Origin of the sequence: Amnibacterium kyonggiense, from assembly GCF_004364555.1 — a bacterium.
GTDB classification, from domain to species: Bacteria; Actinomycetota; Actinomycetes; order Actinomycetales; family Microbacteriaceae; genus Amnibacterium; species Amnibacterium kyonggiense.
Map to the genome: position 1 here is coordinate 723,815 of NZ_SOAM01000002.1, position 15,065 is coordinate 738,879.

Consider the following 15,065-nt stretch of genomic DNA (forward strand, 5'->3'; position numbering starts at 1 on the left):
TCCGGATCCGGGCTTAGAGCGACTCGTCCTCGACGTCCGGCGCCGCGGCGAGCGTGGTGTCGGCGGCGATGCTCAGCTTGTCCTCGTTGATCTCGCGGAGCGCGACCGAGAGGGGCTTGTCGTCGATGGAGGACTCGACGAGCGGGCCGACGTTGTCGAACAGGCTGCCCTCGTGGAGGTCGGCGTAGTAGTCGTTGATCTGCCGCGCACGCTTCGAGGCGAAGATCACGAGGCCGTACTTCGAGTCGACCTTCGTGAGCAGCTCGTCGATCGGCGGGTCGATGATGCCCTTGTTCTCGGCCATGGGGTCTCCTCGGAAGAGTGAAGATCGGGGCTGACGACGCGGATCGCGTCGCTCAGGCGGTCATCAAGTCTACGACCTCGCGGGCCGCCTCGGGCACGTCCGTGTTCACGACGGTCGCGTCGAACTCCTCCTGCGCCGCCAGCTCGACCTTCGCGGTCTCGAGCCGGCGCGCCTGCTCCTCCGGCCCCTCGGTGCCGCGGCCGGTGAGCCGGCGCACCAGCTCGTCCCAGGTGGGCGGCAGGAGGAAGACGAGCTTCGCCTCCGGGAACGCCTCCCGGACCTGCCGGGCGCCCTGGATGTCGATCTCGAGGAGCACGCTGCGCCCCTCGGCGAGCGCCGCCTCGATGGGCGCCCTCGGGGTGCCGTACCGGTACGCGTTGTGGACGGTCGCCCACTCGAGGAACTGGCCGGCCTCGATCATCGCGTCGAACTGCTCGTCGCTGAGGAAGAAGTAGGTGGTGCCGTCGATCTCGCCGGGGCGGGGCGCGCGCGTCGTCGCGCTGACGGACAGGAGCACCTCGGGGTAGTGCTCGCGGATGTAGCCGGCGACGGTGCCCTTGCCGACGGCCGTGGGTCCGGCCAGGACGACGAGGCGGCTGCCGCCGGTCTCGGTCTCGTTCGGGCGCCGCGGCGCCTGGCGCCGCACGAGGAACTCGTGGAGGCGCTGGTACTGGTGGACGCCGAGGCCGCCGAGGCGCTTCGACGGCGAGATCCGCAGCTCCTGCATGATCTTCGCGGTGCGGGTCGGGCCGAGCCACGGGATCGACCCGATCAGCTCGCTGACGCGCAGGGTCGACTCCGGCTGCGCGCCGTCCCGAGCGGCGGAGGAGAGCACCTCGGAGGCGCTCCGCTCCCCGTTCGACACGGCGCGCTTGACCTCGGCTCGCGCCCGGCGCGCCGCGACCGCCGCGCGCGAGCCCGCGAGCCGGTCGACCTCCGGCGGGTTCACCATCTGGACCTCACGCGATCGCCTCCCCGAGCAGGGCGGACTGCCGCGCGATCGCGTCCCCGAGGCCGGCGGGACCGGTCGCGAGGATGCTCCGCGAGGCCGTGACGACGGTCGTGCCGGCGGCGACGCCGAACAACCGCTTCACGTCCGCGAACTGAGCGCCCTGGTAGCCGAAGCCCGGGGCGAGGATCGGTGCGGCGGGCCCCTCCGCCAGCGCGGCGAGGTCGATGCCGTAGTCGAGGAAGTCGACCGTGGCGCCGAGCACGACGCCGATCGAGCCGAGCGGCTGGCCCTCGGAGTGCGTCCGGTTCCAGTTCACGACCCGGCTCGCGAGTGCGCCGGCGAGCGTCTTGCCGCTCTGCGCCTCCCGCTTGATCTCGGCCGTCTGCACGGCGAGCGCCTCCGGGTTCGACGTCGCCGAGAGCACGAACAGGCCCTTGCCGTAGCGCGCGGCGAGGTCGAGCGGGCTGCGGAGGGCGCCGAAGCCCTGGTAGGCGCTGATCGTCATCGCGTCGACCTCGAGCGGTGAGCCCGGCGTCAGCCAGGCCTGCCCGTACGCCTCGAGCGTCGAGCCGAGGTCGCCGCGCTTCACGTCGCCGACGACGACGAGGCCCGCGTCGCGCGCCTCCTTCAGCACGTCCTCGAGCACCTTGTACCCGATGGACCCGAAGCGCTCGTAGAACGCGACCTGCGGCTTCACGATCCCGACCCGGCCGGCGCACGCCTCGACGACGCGCAGACCGAACTCGTGGGCGCCGACGGCCGAGACCGGCAGACCCCACTCGGCGAGCAGGTACTCGTGCGGGTCGATGCCGACGCAGAGGTGCCCGTGGTCCGCGAACGCCTTGCCCAGCCGTTCGCCGAAGGACTCGACCATCAGCGCACCGCCTTCCTGCCGGCAGCGGTGCTGCGGCGTCGCTCGTACTCCTGGAGCGGAGTCACGTCGAATCCTGCCTGAATCGCGTCCACACTCGCCACCGCGGCCGACAGCTGAGCCACCGTCGTGAACAGGGGTTTGTCTGCAGCGACCGCCGCGGCGCGGATCTCGTAGCCGTCCGCACGGGCACTGCGGCCGCTCGGCGTGTTGACGACGACGTCGATCTCGCCGCGCCGGATCAGCTCGACGACGTCCGGTCCCACCTGCTCGGCGTCGCTCACCTTGCGCACGACGCCGGCGGGGATGCCGTTGCGGTGGAGCATCTCGGCGGTGCCCTCGGTCGCCAGCAGCGTGAAGCCGAGCTGGCTGAGCCGGAGCGCGGAGAGCACGACGGAGCGCTTGTCGCGGTCAGCCACGGACACGAACGCGGTTCCGCTGAGCGGCATCCCGCCGTAGGCGGCGTCCTGGCTCTTCGCGAACGCCCGGGGGAAGTCGCGGTCGATCCCCATCACCTCGCCGGTCGAGCGCATCTCCGGGCCGAGGAGGCTGTCGACGACGTGGCCGTCCCGGGTGCGGAACCGCTTGAACGGCAGCACCGCCTCCTTCACGGCGACCGGGGCGTCCGCGGGGACGTCGCCGCCGTCGCGCTCGGGCAGCAGGCCCTCCTCGATCAGCTCCGCGATCGACGCGCCCGCCATCACGCGGGCGGCCGCCTTCGCGACCTGCACGCCGAGCGCCTTCGAGACGAACGGCACGGTCCGGGACGCGCGCGGGTTCGCCTCGAGGACGTAGAGGACGCCGGCCGCGACCGCGAACTGCACGTTCAGCAGGCCGCGCACGCCGACCCCCTGCGCGATGGCGAGCGTCGCGGCCCGCACCTCGTCGATCACGTGGCGGCCGAGCGTCACGGGCGGGAGCGTGCAGGAGGAGTCGCCGGAGTGGATCCCGGCCTCCTCGATGTGCTCCATCACGCCGCCGACCCACAGCCGCTCGCCGTCGTGGATGGCGTCGACGTCGATCTCGATCGCGTCGTCGAGGAAGCGGTCCACGAGCAGCGGATGGTCCGGCCCGACGATCGCCTGCCCGGCGATCCGGTCGAAGTAGCCCTCGAGGCTCTGCTCGTCGTAGACGATCTCCATCCCGCGCCCGCCGAGGACGAAGGAGGGCCGGACCAGCACCGGGAAGCCGATGCCGCGGGCGGCCGCGAGCGCGGTCGCGGCGTCGACGGCGGTGCCGTTCTTCGGCGCCTGCAGGCCCGCGTCCTCGAGGATCGACGCGAACAGGCCGCGCTCCTCCGCGAGGTCGATCGCCGCCGGGGAGGTGCCGAGGATCGGCACGCCCGCCGCCTCGAGTCCCTTCGCGAGCCCGAGCGCCGTCTGGCCGCCGAGCTGCACGATGACGCCCACGATGGTGCCGGAGGCGGACTCGGCGTGGACGACCTCGAGCACGTCCTCGAGCGTGAGCGGCTCGAAGTACAGCCGGTCGGAGGTGTCGTAGTCCGTCGACACCGTCTCCGGGTTGCAGTTGATCATCACGGTCTCGAAGCCCGCGTCCTTCAGCGCGAACGCTGCGTGCACGCAGGAGTAGTCGAACTCGATCCCCTGCCCGATGCGGTTCGGGCCGCTGCCCAGGATGATCACCTTGCGGGCGTCGGAGGGCGCGACCTCGGTCTCGCGGTCGTAGGTCGAGTAGTGGTACGGCGTGAGCGCCGGGAACTCCCCCGCGCACGTGTCCACGGTCTTGTAGACCGGGTGGACGTCCGCCTCGAGCCGCGCGGCGCGGATCGCGGCCTCCGTCGTGCCGCGCAGCTGCGCGAGCTGCGCGTCGGAGAAGCCCTCCTCCTTGGCGCGCCGCAGCAGGTCCTCGTCGAGCTCGTCCGCGTCGCGGATGCGGTCGGCGAGCTCGCCGATCGCCACGATCGCGTCGAGGAACCACGGGTCGATCGCGGTGGCCTCGAACACCTCCTCGAGGGTCGCGCCGGCGCGGAACGCCTGCTGCACGAGCACGATGCGGCCGTCGGTCGGGGTCCGGATCGCCTCGAGCAGCGCCGCCTTGTCGCCGGGCTCGCCCTCCCAGTGGAAGGAGCTGCCGCGCTTCTCGAGCGACCGGAGCGCCTTCTGCAGCGCGGCGCCGAAGGTGCGGCCGATCGCCATCGCCTCGCCGACCGACTTCATGGTGGTCGTCAGCTCCGGGTCCGCCGCCGGGAACTTCTCGAACGCGAATCGCGGCACCTTGACCACGATGTAGTCGAGGGTCGGCTCGAAGCTCGCGGGCGTCACCTTCGTGATGTCGTTCGGGATCTCGTCGAGCCGGTAGCCGATCGCGAGCTTCGCGGCGATCTTCGCGATCGGGAAGCCGGTCGCCTTCGACGCGAGGGCGGAGGACCGCGAGACGCGCGGGTTCATCTCGATCACGATGATGCGCCCGGTGACCGGGTCGACCGCGAACTGGATGTTGCAGCCGCCGGTGTCCACGCCGACGAGCCGGATGATGTCGATGCCGATGTCGCGGAGCCGCTGGTACTCGCGGTCCGTCAGCGTCAGGGCGGGCGCGACGGTGATCGAGTCGCCGGTGTGCACGCCGACCGGGTCGACGTTCTCGATCGAGCAGACGACCACCGTGTTGTCGGCCTGGTCGCGCATCAGCTCGAGCTCGTACTCCTTCCAGCCGAGGATCGACTCCTCGAGGAGCACCTCCCCGACCGTGGAGGCGGCGACGCCCTGGCTGACGAAGCGCGCCAGCTCCTCCGCGTCGTGCGCGAAGCCGGAGCCGAGCCCGCCCATCGTGAAGGACGGGCGCACGACCATCGGGTAGCCGAGGTCCTCCGCGATCACGAGCGCGTCCTCGACGCTGCGCGCGATGGCGCTGCGCGCCACCTCCGCGCCCGCCTCGATCACGAGGTCCTTGAAGATCTGCCGGTCCTCGCCGCGGCGGATCGCGTCGACCTTCGCGCCGATCAGCTCGACGCCGTGCTTCGCGAGGATGCCCGCCTCGTCGAGCGCGATCGCCGCGTTCAGCGCCGTCTGGCCGCCGAGGGTCGGGAGCACCGCGTCCGGGCGCTCCTTCGCGATGATCGCCTCGAGGACCTCCGTCGTGATCGGCTCGATGTACGTCGCGTCGGCGAAGTCCGGGTCGGTCATGATCGTCGCCGGGTTCGAGTTCACGAGGATGACGCGGATGCCCTCCTCGCGGAGCACCCGGCACGCCTGGGTGCCCGAGTAGTCGAACTCGGCGGCCTGGCCGATGACGATCGGGCCGGACCCGATCACGAGGACGCTCCGGATGTCGGTTCTCTTGGGCATCAGGCGCCTTCCTGCTGGTTCGCATCGCGATTCGTGCCGCGTCCACCGTGCGCGCGCGGCACGGATCGCGACGCGGACTGGACGGCGGTCACGCCGCGCCGTCCGTGGGGCTGGTCTCGACCGCGATCGCGGCGGCCTCGCCGCGCTGCTGCTCGGCGAGCACCATGTCGCGGAAGCGGTCGAAGAGGGCGTCGGCGTCGTGCGGGCCGGCGGCGGCCTCCGGGTGGTACTGCACCGAGAAGGCGGGGAGGTCGAGGCAGGCGATGCCCTCGACGACGTCGTCGTTCAGGTCGACGTGGGTGACCTCGGCGCGGCCGTAGCCGTTCGGCGTCTCCACGGGACCGCCGCGGGGCGCGTCGACCGCGAACCCGTGGTTGTGCGCGGTGATGCCGATCCGCCCGGAGCGGAGGTCGACGACCGGCTGGTTGATGCCGCGGTGCCCGAACGGCAGCTTGTAGGTGCCGAACCCGAGCGCGCGGCCGAGCAGCTGGTTGCCGAAGCAGATGCCGAAGAACGGCGTGCGGCGGTCGAGCACCTCGCGGAGCAGCGCGATGTGGTGCTCGCTCGCCTCCGGGTCGCCCGGGCCGTTCGAGTAGAAGACGGCCGACGGCTCGAGCGCGTAGAGCTCGTCGATCGTCACGGACTCCGGCACGACGTGCACGTCGAAGCCGCGCTCGGCGAGGTTCCGGATCGTCGCGGCCTTGATGCCGAGGTCGACGATGACGACGGAGCCGATCCGCTCGCCCTCGGCCGGGACCGTGTACGTCTCGGCGGTGGAGACGTCCGCGGACAGGTTGCGGCCGCTCATCCGCGGGCTCTCGCGGACGAGCGCGAGCTGCTCCTCCGCGTCCAGCGCCGCGTCGTCGCCCGAGAAGATGCCCGAGCGCATCGCGCCCTTGTCCCGCAGGTGACGGGTGACCGCGCGGGTGTCGATGCCGCTGATCGAGACGATGCCGTCGCGCTCGAGGTCGTCGTCGAGCGTCCTGGTCGAGCGCTGGTTCGACGCGACCCGCGACGGGCTGTGCGCGGCGTAGCCGGCGACCCAGATGCGGTTCGACTCCGGGTCCTCGTCGTTCATGCCGGTGTTGCCGATGTGCGGCGCGGTCATGACGACGATCTGCCCGGCGTACGACGGATCGGTGAGCGTCTCCTGGTACCCGGTCATCCCGGTCGTGAAGACGGCCTCACCGAAGGCGCGGCCGCGGGCGCCCCAGGCACGTCCGGGGAAGCGGCGACCGTCCTCCAGGACGAGCACGGCACGGTCATTGGTCGGCACGGGGGGCCTCCTGATCGGCGGGACGGACGGCCGCGAGCAGCGCGGCCTGGGACTCGGGCGGGAGCCGGAACGCGGACTCCACGGGGACGGGGGCGCCGTCGGGGCCGGTGAGGGACCAGCCGAGCACGGTCAGCCCGTCGCGCTCGACGCCCTTGTCGAGCGCCCAGCTGGCGGTGCCGGCGCGGCCGGTCGCGGGCACGAGGAACGGGTCGCCGCCGGCGCGCTCGACGAGCACGCCGCGGTCCGTGACGGTGAGCGTCGCCCGCGCGCGGAAACCGAGGCCGCCCGCGACGACCCGCTCGAGCGGGCGGCCCGCGAAGGTCGTGGCGACGAGCAGTCCCTCGGCGACGGGGCCGGTCGTGCGGAGGTCCGCCGGCACGGCGGGCAGCACGAGGTCCCGCTGCGCGCGGCCGCGGCGGCGCCAGCCCCACGCCATGCCGAGCAGGGCGAGCACGAGGATCGCGAGGACGATCGCGACGGACACCGGGTTCACCAGGCGGCCCCGATCTCCTCCGGCGCGCGGACGCGCCCGTCGAGGACGGTCGGGACGCCGCGGAAGAACGTCGCGACCACCCGGCCGGGCAGCTCCTGACCGAGGTAGGGCGAGTTCGTGCTGCGGCCGGCGAGGTCGCCGACGTCGAAGCGGCGGCGGGCGGACGGGTCGAGCAGCACGAGGTCGGCGCCGCGTCCGACGGCGATCGGCCGCGCGGCGTCCGCGAGGCCCGCGATCTCCGCAGGGCGCCTCGACATCGCGCGCTCCACCTCCGGCCAGCCGAGCAGCCCCGTCTCGACCACGGCCGCCTGCACCACGAGCACCGCGGACTCGAGCCCGACCATGCCCATCGCGGCGGCGGACCACTCGCTGCGCTTCGCCTCCGCCGGGTGCGGGGCGTGGTCGGTGGCGACCGCGTCGATCGTACCGTCGGCCAGCGCGGCCCGGAGGACGTCGACGTCCTCCGCCGTCCGCAGCGGCGGGTTCACCTTGAAGCGGGCGTCGTAGCCGCGCGCGGCCTCGTCGGTGAGCCAGAGGTGGTGCGGCGTGACCTCCGCGGTGATGCGGATGCCGCGGGCCTTCGCCCAGCGCACGACCTCGACGCTGCCCGCCGTGGAGACGTGGCAGACGTGCAGCCGGGAGTCGGTCGACTCGGCCAGCAGGGCGTCGCGGGCGATGATCGCCTCCTCCGCCACCGCGGGCCAGCCCTTCAGCCCGAGGTCCGCCGCCACCGCGCCGTCGTGGAGCTGCGCGCCGGCGGTCAGCCGCGGCTCCTCCGCGTGCTGGGCGACCACCCCGTCGACGATGCGGGCGTACTCGAGCGCGCGGCGCATGAGCAGCGGGTCGGCGACGCAGGAGCCGTCGTCGCTGAAGATCCGGACGCGGGCGCGGGACCTGGCCATCGCGACGAGCTCGGCGAGCTCGACGCCCTCCCGGCCCTTCGAGACGGCGCCGATGGGGCGGACGTCGACGTAGCCGGCCTCCTCGCCGAGCGCCGCGACCTGCTCGACGACGCCCGGGGTGTCCGCGGTCGGGGTCGTGTTCGGCATCGCGTGCACGGTCGTGTACCCGCCGGCCGCGGCCGCGCGCGAGCCGGTGAGGACGGTCTCGGAGCCCTCCCCGCCCGGCTGCCGGAGGTGGGTGTGGAGGTCGATGAAGCCCGGCAGCAGCAGCAGGCCGTCCGCGTGGACCGTCCGGTCCGCGGTACCGATCGTCCCGAGCTCGACGATCACGCCGCCGTCGACGCGGACGTCCGTGCGGGTGCCGTCGGCGAGCTGCGCGCCCCTGATGACGAAGGCGCTCATGCCGCCCGCTCCCCCGCCAGCACGTCGTACAGCACGGCCATGCGCACCCCGATCCCGTTCTGCACCTGCTCGAGCACGGTCGATCGCGGCGAGTCCGCGACCGCGCCGGCGATCTCCAGCCCGCGGTTCATCGGCCCGGGGTGCATCACCAGGCTCGACGCCGGCAGCCGGTCCGCCCGCGCGACCGAGAGGCCGTAGAGCGTCGCGTACTCCTTCGCCGTCGGGAAGAACGCCTCCGTCATCCGCTCGCGCTGGACGCGGAGCATCATCACGACGTCCGGGCCGCCGTCGACCGCCTCGTCGAGGTCGATGCCCGTCGTGACCGGCCAGCCCTCCGTGTGCGTCGGCAGCAGGGTCGGCGGCGCGACGAGGTGCACGGAGGCGCCGAGGGCCGTCAGCAGCCAGATGTTCGAGCGGGCGACCCGGCTGTGCAGGATGTCGCCGACGATCACGACGCAGACCCCCTCGAGGTCGCGGCCGCGGGAGTCGTCGCCGTGGCGGCGCTTGCGGATCGTGAACGCGTCGAGCAGGGCCTGCGTGGGGTGCTCGTGGGTGCCGTCGCCCGCGTTCACGATGCCGGCGCGGGTCCAGCCGCTCGTGGCCAGCACGTGCGCGGCGCCCGAGGAGGAGTGCCGGATCACGATGCCGTCCGCGCCCATCGCCTGGAGCGTCTGCGCGGTGTCCTGGAGGCTCTCCCCCTTCGACACCGACGACCCCTTCGCGCTGAAGGTGATGACGTCGGCGGAGAGGCGCTTCGCCGCGGCCTCGAAGGAGATCCGCGTGCGGGTCGAGTCCTCGAAGAACAGGTTGACGATCGTGGTCCCGCGCAGCGTCGGGAGCTTCTTCACCTGACGGTTCTGGGTGTCCGCCATGTCCTCCGCGACGTCGAGCAGGGCGACGCCGCGGTCGCGGGTGAAGCCCTTCGTCGACAGCAGGTGGTCGCTCACTGCTCGGCTCCTTCGATCGTGACGGCGTCGGCGCCGTCGACCTCGGTCAGCGTGACGCGGACCCGCTCCGTCTTGGCCGAGGGCAGGTTGCGGCCGACCGCGTCGGGTCGGATGGGCAGCTCGCGGTGGCCGCGGTCGACGAGCACCGCGAGGCGCACGACCGCCGGCCGGCCGAAGGCGGTGAGCGCGTCGAGCGCGGCGCGGACCGTACGGCCGGAGTAGAGGACGTCGTCGACGAGCACGACGGTCGCGCCGTCGAGGTCGACCGGGACGTCGGTCCGCCGGGTCGGGCGAGTGGGCTGCCCGGCGAGGTCGTCGCGGTAGAGCGTGACGTCGAGCACGCCGACGGGGATCTCGCGGCCGGCGATGCGGGTCATCTGCTCGCCGAGCCGCTTGGCCAGCACGGCACCGCGGGTCGGGATGCCGAGGAGGACGAGCCGTTCCGCGTCCGGGTCGTGCTCGACGAGCTCGTGCGCCATGCGCGTGATCGCGCGACGGACGTCGTCGGCCTCCAGCAGGGTGCGCAGCGTCATCCGACCTCCTTCCCCGTCTCTCTGGACGGTCCGTTAAAGGTGATCGCGGACGACACTAGCGCGACCCGAGGACACGGTCTGACGGGCCCCTGAACGGCGCGGACGCGCGCGCCGGCGCCGCGGGGCGGGGCCTCGACGCGATCGCGGGCGTGATGCGACGAACCGGGCGTCCAGGAGCGCCCGTCTCGTCGGATCACGCCCGCATCCGCCGGATGCACCGGGGCAGCGGCCGGTTCGGCCCGTCATCCTTCGATGCATCGAGCGGACTGCCGGGCGGAGGTGGTGGGCTGCATCCATGCCTACGAAGATCGAGCTCATCGTCGACAACCAGGACGACAACGACGCCCTCGACGCGCAGTGGCCGGGCCTCCTGCAGCTGGCCCGCGCGCTGCCCGGCCTCGAGCGCCTCGAGTCCGGCAAGGTCTGGCCGAAGGAGGACGGGTCGCCGACGCCGGCGCACCGCTCGCTGCTGCTGTACTTCCCGGGCTACGACGCGGCCTCCGCCGCGGTCGCCGGACCGGAGGGCGGCGCGTTCTTCCAGGCCTTCTTCCCCGCCGTGCACGGCAAGGTCACCGCGCTCTTCACGGACATCGAGGAGGGCTGACCCGCCTCAGGCGCGGATGAGCAGCGGTGCCGCGGGGTCCGTGTCGTCGACGACGATCGACGCCCGGTCCCGCGGCGCCTCCTCCTCGACGTACATGCGGCGCGCCGCCGCGTACCGGGAGGCGTACGCCGCCTCCGCCGCCGACTCGCCCCCGAGCGCCGCCGCGTCCCGGGCGACACCGCGAGCCGTCGCGACCCCCTCGGGGACCTCGAGCCAGACCACCTCGTCCCAGTCCTCCCGGAGCGTCCCGCGCTGGAGGAACGTGCAGCCGAGGACGACGACCGCGTCGGGCGCGGCCACGGCGAACCGCGGTGCGACCTCGTCCGTCTCCAGGTCGTGGAGGTGCTCCGCGTACCGCCGGTCGCCGCCCGGGCCGAGCGGCCGCAGCACCAGATCGCGGAGGCCGTCCAGGTCGTACGCGTCCTCGTAGTAGCCCCGCGCCGAGTCCCGGCCCTGCCGGTACCGCCGCGCGCGGACGTGGTGGAAGCCGTCGGAGTCGACCTCGATCGCCGTCCCGCCGGCGTCGCGGACCGCCTCCGCGAGCGCGTGCGCGAACGTCGTCTTCCCCGCCCCGCACACGCCGTCGACGCCGACGCGGAGCGGATGGTCGAGCCGACGCCCGAGGAGCCGCTCGGCGATCCGCTCCAGCACCGCGTCGCGCTCCATCCCGTCATCCTCGCGCGCCGGTGCCCCAGAGTGGAGTCGTGCTCACCGACCTCCCGCTCCCCGCTCCGCTCGACACGAGGGACGGCGCGCTGACGCTGCGCCGGGCGTCCGCCGCGGACCTCGACGCGCTCGTCGCGCTGCTGTCGGACGACGCCGTCAGCGCGACGCGCGGCGACGTCGCCGACCCCGCGGACCTCCCCGCCTACGCCGCCGCGCTCGATGCGGTCCTCGCGGCGGAGGGCAACGACCTCCTGGTCGCGGTCGACGGCGACGAGGTGCTCGGCACCATGCAGCTCACCCGGATCCCGGGCATGGCGCGACGCGGCACCACCCGCCTGCTGGTCGAGGCCGTCCGCGTGCGCAGCGACCGACGCTCCGCGGGCATCGGCGGTGCCATGCTGCGCTGGGTCCAGGAGGACGCGGCGCGCGCGCTCGACGCGGGGCTCGTGCAGCTCACGTCGGACGCGGCCCGGGAGGACGCGCACCGCTTCTACGAGCGCCTCGGCTTCGTCGGGTCGCACGTCGGCTTCAAGTACCGGCCCGCACCCTGACACGGCGATCCCGGACTCGTGCGGCGGGGATCCGACCCGCACGAGTCCGGTGATCACTGCACGCGGGCGGTCAGCGCTCGGTGGACAGAAGCTCCGGGACGTCGACCACGCTCGGGAGGAGGTGCGTGTGCCGCGCCTCGCCCAGCTCGGCGACGGTGTGGGCGCCGGTCAGCACCCCGACCACGAAGCGGGCGCCCGCGCGCGTCCCGGCGGTCACGTCGTTGACCGTGTCGCCGGCGACGAGCACGTCGCGCACGTCGACCACGCCCGTCGCCTCCATCGTCCGGAACACGAGGAACGGTGCGGGCCGGGAGGCGGTCACGTCCTCCGCGGTCGCGAGCGCGTCGACGTCGCGGCCGACGCGCCAGCCGACGACGTCGAGCAGCCCCTCGGCGACCTCCCGCCGGTAGCCGGTCTGCAGCGCGACCTTCACGCCCTGCGCGCGCAGCTGCTGCACCGTCTCTGCCACGCCCGGCAGCAGCACGGGCGGGTCCGCCTCGTACGCGGCGACCAGGTCGTCGGAGAACGCCGCGAAGATCCGGTCCGTCTGCGCGAGGTCCTCGTCGAGCGCGGTGAGGATCCCGACGATCGCCTCGCGCTTGTCCGTGCCGCTCCACCGCGAGAGCAGGTCGTCCGGCACGTCGCGCCGCGTCGCGCGCTCGACCGCGGTGCGCAGGACCGCGTACACGGCGCCGCCCTCGTCGATGGTCGTGCCGGCCATGTCGAAGGAGGCGAGTCGGATCGTCATGAGCGCCGATCCTCTCGGGCGGCCCGAGCCGGGACGGCCTCGATCACCTGCTGTTCACCGGGAGTTCCCGCACCGCGCGCTCGGTGACGCGGAGGAGAACGCTCGATGAGCACTGCTTGGAATCGCCTCCGAAAGCCCCTCCGGCGCAGCATGCTCACGGCTCGTGGTGAGAAGCGGAGCCGACCTCGTGGTGGTCGGAGCGGGCATCGTCGGGCTGTCGCACGCCCTGCACGCCGCCCGCGCAGGGCTCCGCGTCGTCGTGGTCGAGCGGGATGAGCGCGCCGTGGGTGCGAGCGTGCGCAACTTCGGCCACGTCTGCACCACCGCGCAGGCCGGCGAGGTCCTCGCCCTCGCCGAGACCGCGCGGGAGGAGTGGCTCCGCCTCGGTGCGGAGGCGGAGCTGCCCGTCCTGCAGCACGGCACGGTCGTCGTCGCCCGCACCGCCGCGCAGGCCCGGGTGCTCGACGAGTTCGCGGCCGAGCGCGGCGCCGCGGTCCGGCCGCTGACGCCCGCCGCGGCGGAGGGCCTGCTCGGCTTCGCGCCCGACGGGATCGTCGGCGCCGCGCACCTGCCCGCCGACCTGCGGGTCGACCCGCTCACGGCGAGCGCCCGGATCGCCGCGCACCTCGAGCGCCTCGGCGTCGAGGTCCGCTGGCGCACGAACGTCCTCTCGGTCGAGCCGGACCTCGTCCGCACCACGCGCGGCGACCTCGAGGCCGCCCGCGTCGTGCTCGCGGTCGGGCACGACGTCGACCGCTTCTTCCCCGACGTCGCGGACGAGCACCGGCTCGTGCGCTGCCGTCTGCGGATGCTGGAGGTCGACCCGCCGGCGGGCGCGCTGCTGCCCGCCGTGCTCACCGGCAGCTCGATGCTCCGCTACGACGGGCTCGCCCAGCAGCCCTCCGCGGCCGACGTGCGCGCCGAGCTGCTCGCCGAGTCGCCGGCGCTGCTCGAGCAGGGCGTCAACCTCATGCTCACCCAGCGGCCGGACGGCCGGCTCGTCATCGGCGACACGCACCACGCCGGCGTCACGGAGGACCCCTTCGAGGACGAGTCGTCCGACGCCCTCGTGCTCGCCGAGATGGAGCGCCTCCTCGGTGCTCCGCTCACGGTCCGGCGTCGCTGGCGCGGCGTCTACGCCTCGAGCGCGAAGGCGCCCTTCCTCGTCACCGAGCCGCTGCCGGGCGTGACCGTCGCCTCGGTCACCACGGGCATCGGGATGACCACCGCGCTCGGTCTCGCCAAGCGGACCGTCGGCCAGCTCCTCGTCACGACCTGACGGGTCCGAAGCCCCGGAGCCGGCGTCCGCCGGGTCCGGTCCCCCCACCAGGAGGAACCCCACACATGCACCGCTCCATCACCCGCCGCACGGTCGTGCGGGCCGCCTCGGCCCTCGCGCTCGCCGGCCTCACCGCCGCGTCGCTCGCGGCCTGCTCCGGCACCGCGTCCGCCGGCACCGCGAGCTCCGTCCCGAAGGCCTCCGCCGCCGTCGCCACGTCCGCGAAGGACTTCGGCGGCATGAAGGGGCTCGTCGCCGCCGCCGAGGCGGAGGGCAAGCTCAACGTCATCACCCTGCCGCCGTCGTGGGCGAACTACGGGAAGATCATCGCCGGCTTCGAGAAGAAGTACCCGAAGATCACGATCACCTCGCAGAACCCGAACGGCTCCTCGGCCGACGAGGTCGCCGCGATCAAGTCGCAGGGCACCGGCTCGAACGCGCCCGACGTCGTCGACATCGGTACCGCGGTCCTCGACGCGAACAAGGACCTCTTCACGCCCTACAAGGTGCAGACCTGGGGCGACATCCCCACGGACTACAAGGACGCCGAGGGCCTCTGGTACTACGACTACACGGGCCTGATGTCGATCGGCTACGACTCCTCGAAGGTCAAGGCCCCGACGTCCCTCGCCGACCTGCTCGGCTCCGAGTACAAGGGCAAGGTCGCGATCAAGGGCGACCCGACGCAGGCGAACGAGGCCGCGAGCGCGGTCTACCTCGCCGCGGTCCAGTCGGGCGGCAGCGCGGACGACGTCCAGCCGGGCGTCGACTTCTTCGGCAAGCTGAAGAAGGCCGGGAACATGATCTCGGTCCTCCCGACGCAGGCCACGGTGAACTCGGGCCAGACCCCGGTCGTCATCCAGTGGTCCTTCAACAACGTCGCGTGGGGCGCCGCGGGCGGCTCGACGGGCAACCCGAACTGGAAGACCGTCGTCCTCCCGGGCACCGCGATCGGCAGCTACTACAACCAGTCGATCAACAAGAACGCGCCGCACCCGGCCGCCGCCCGCCTGTGGGAGGAGTACATCTACTCCCCCGAGGTGCAGAACCTGTACCTCGCGGCGGGGGCCTACCCGGCGCAGCTCGCGGCGATGCAGAAGGCCGGCACCGTCGACGAGTCCACGCTGAAGTCGGTCGGCGAGCCGCCGTCGAACCTGGTCCAGCTCACCGCCGACCAGGCGACGAAGGCCGCCGACGTCCTCAAGTCCGGCTGGTCGAAGGCCATCGGCTGA

The 15,065-nt window shown here is 73.3% G+C and carries 15 protein-coding genes; 4 read left to right on the forward strand and 11 right to left on the reverse strand.

From position 1 onward, the window contains the following. Positions 1-13: 13 nt before the first annotated feature. From rpoZ to pyrR, 9 genes are all read right to left on the reverse strand, one after another. The gene (gene rpoZ / locus CLV52_RS11770; RefSeq protein ID WP_133766517.1) at positions 14-304 is read right to left on the reverse strand and encodes a DNA-directed RNA polymerase subunit omega; all 291 of its coding nucleotides are present in this window, start codon (positions 302-304) and stop codon (positions 14-16) included. A 52-nt stretch (positions 305-356) separates the two neighbouring features. After that, a complete protein-coding gene (gmk, locus tag CLV52_RS11775) occupies positions 357-1,256 on the reverse strand; it encodes a guanylate kinase (RefSeq protein ID WP_133766518.1) in 900 nt (299 codons plus the stop codon). A 7-nt stretch (positions 1,257-1,263) separates the two neighbouring features. Then, the gene (gene pyrF, locus CLV52_RS11780) at positions 1,264-2,130 is read right to left on the reverse strand and encodes an orotidine-5'-phosphate decarboxylase (protein WP_133766519.1); all 867 of its coding nucleotides are present in this window, start codon (positions 2,128-2,130) and stop codon (positions 1,264-1,266) included. Beyond that, the gene (carB, locus tag CLV52_RS11785; protein ID WP_133766520.1) at positions 2,130-5,432 is read right to left on the reverse strand and encodes a carbamoyl-phosphate synthase large subunit; all 3,303 of its coding nucleotides are present in this window, start codon (positions 5,430-5,432) and stop codon (positions 2,130-2,132) included. Before carB ends, pyrF begins: the two co-directional genes overlap by 1 nt. A gap of 88 nt (positions 5,433-5,520) precedes the next feature. After that, entirely contained in the window at positions 5,521-6,708 is a 1,188-nt protein-coding gene (gene carA, locus CLV52_RS11790; protein WP_133766521.1) for a glutamine-hydrolyzing carbamoyl-phosphate synthase small subunit, read from the reverse strand. Continuing rightward, positions 6,695-7,201 carry a PH-like domain-containing protein gene (locus tag CLV52_RS11795; RefSeq protein ID WP_133766522.1) on the reverse strand — a complete coding sequence of 169 codons (507 nt, stop codon included), beginning with the start codon at positions 7,199-7,201 and terminating at the stop codon, positions 6,695-6,697. The genes carA and CLV52_RS11795 overlap by 14 nt, the downstream gene beginning before the upstream one ends. Further along, entirely contained in the window at positions 7,198-8,505 is a 1,308-nt protein-coding gene (locus tag CLV52_RS11800; protein ID WP_133766523.1) for a dihydroorotase, read from the reverse strand. Before CLV52_RS11800 ends, CLV52_RS11795 begins: the two co-directional genes overlap by 4 nt. Then, entirely contained in the window at positions 8,502-9,452 is a 951-nt protein-coding gene (locus tag CLV52_RS11805) for an aspartate carbamoyltransferase catalytic subunit (RefSeq protein ID WP_133766524.1), read from the reverse strand. Before CLV52_RS11805 ends, CLV52_RS11800 begins: the two co-directional genes overlap by 4 nt. Next, complete coding sequence (pyrR, locus tag CLV52_RS11810; protein WP_133766525.1) at positions 9,449-9,985, reverse strand: bifunctional pyr operon transcriptional regulator/uracil phosphoribosyltransferase PyrR; 537 nt, start codon at positions 9,983-9,985, stop codon at positions 9,449-9,451. The genes CLV52_RS11805 and pyrR overlap by 4 nt, the downstream gene beginning before the upstream one ends. A gap of 295 nt (positions 9,986-10,280) precedes the next feature. Between pyrR and CLV52_RS11815 the strand changes: the two genes are divergently transcribed. Then, a complete protein-coding gene (locus tag CLV52_RS11815; protein WP_133766526.1) occupies positions 10,281-10,589 on the forward strand; it encodes an EthD domain-containing protein in 309 nt (102 codons plus the stop codon). Positions 10,590-10,595: 6 nt separating this feature from the next. Here the strand turns inward: CLV52_RS11815 and CLV52_RS11820 are convergent, their stop codons facing one another. After that, positions 10,596-11,255, reverse strand: a complete 660-nt coding sequence (locus CLV52_RS11820) for a nucleoside/nucleotide kinase family protein (protein ID WP_133766527.1) — start codon at positions 11,253-11,255, stop codon at positions 10,596-10,598. 38 nt (positions 11,256-11,293) lie between these two features. Between CLV52_RS11820 and CLV52_RS11825 the strand changes: the two genes are divergently transcribed. Next, a complete protein-coding gene (locus CLV52_RS11825; RefSeq protein WP_133766528.1) occupies positions 11,294-11,806 on the forward strand; it encodes a GNAT family N-acetyltransferase in 513 nt (170 codons plus the stop codon). Between the two features lie 70 nt (positions 11,807-11,876). Here CLV52_RS11825 and CLV52_RS11830 read toward each other — a convergent pair whose 3' ends face one another. Then, positions 11,877-12,554, reverse strand: a complete 678-nt coding sequence (locus CLV52_RS11830; RefSeq protein ID WP_133766529.1) for a phosphonatase-like hydrolase — start codon at positions 12,552-12,554, stop codon at positions 11,877-11,879. A 163-nt stretch (positions 12,555-12,717) separates the two neighbouring features. Here CLV52_RS11830 and CLV52_RS11835 point away from each other — a divergent pair, with 163 nt between their 5' ends. Together CLV52_RS11835 and CLV52_RS11840 are read left to right on the forward strand one after the other, a co-directional pair. Beyond that, entirely contained in the window at positions 12,718-13,833 is a 1,116-nt protein-coding gene (locus tag CLV52_RS11835; protein WP_246018095.1) for a TIGR03364 family FAD-dependent oxidoreductase, read from the forward strand. 65 nt (positions 13,834-13,898) lie between these two features. Continuing rightward, positions 13,899-15,065 carry an ABC transporter substrate-binding protein gene (locus CLV52_RS11840; RefSeq protein WP_133766530.1) on the forward strand — a complete coding sequence of 389 codons (1,167 nt, stop codon included), beginning with the start codon at positions 13,899-13,901 and terminating at the stop codon, positions 15,063-15,065.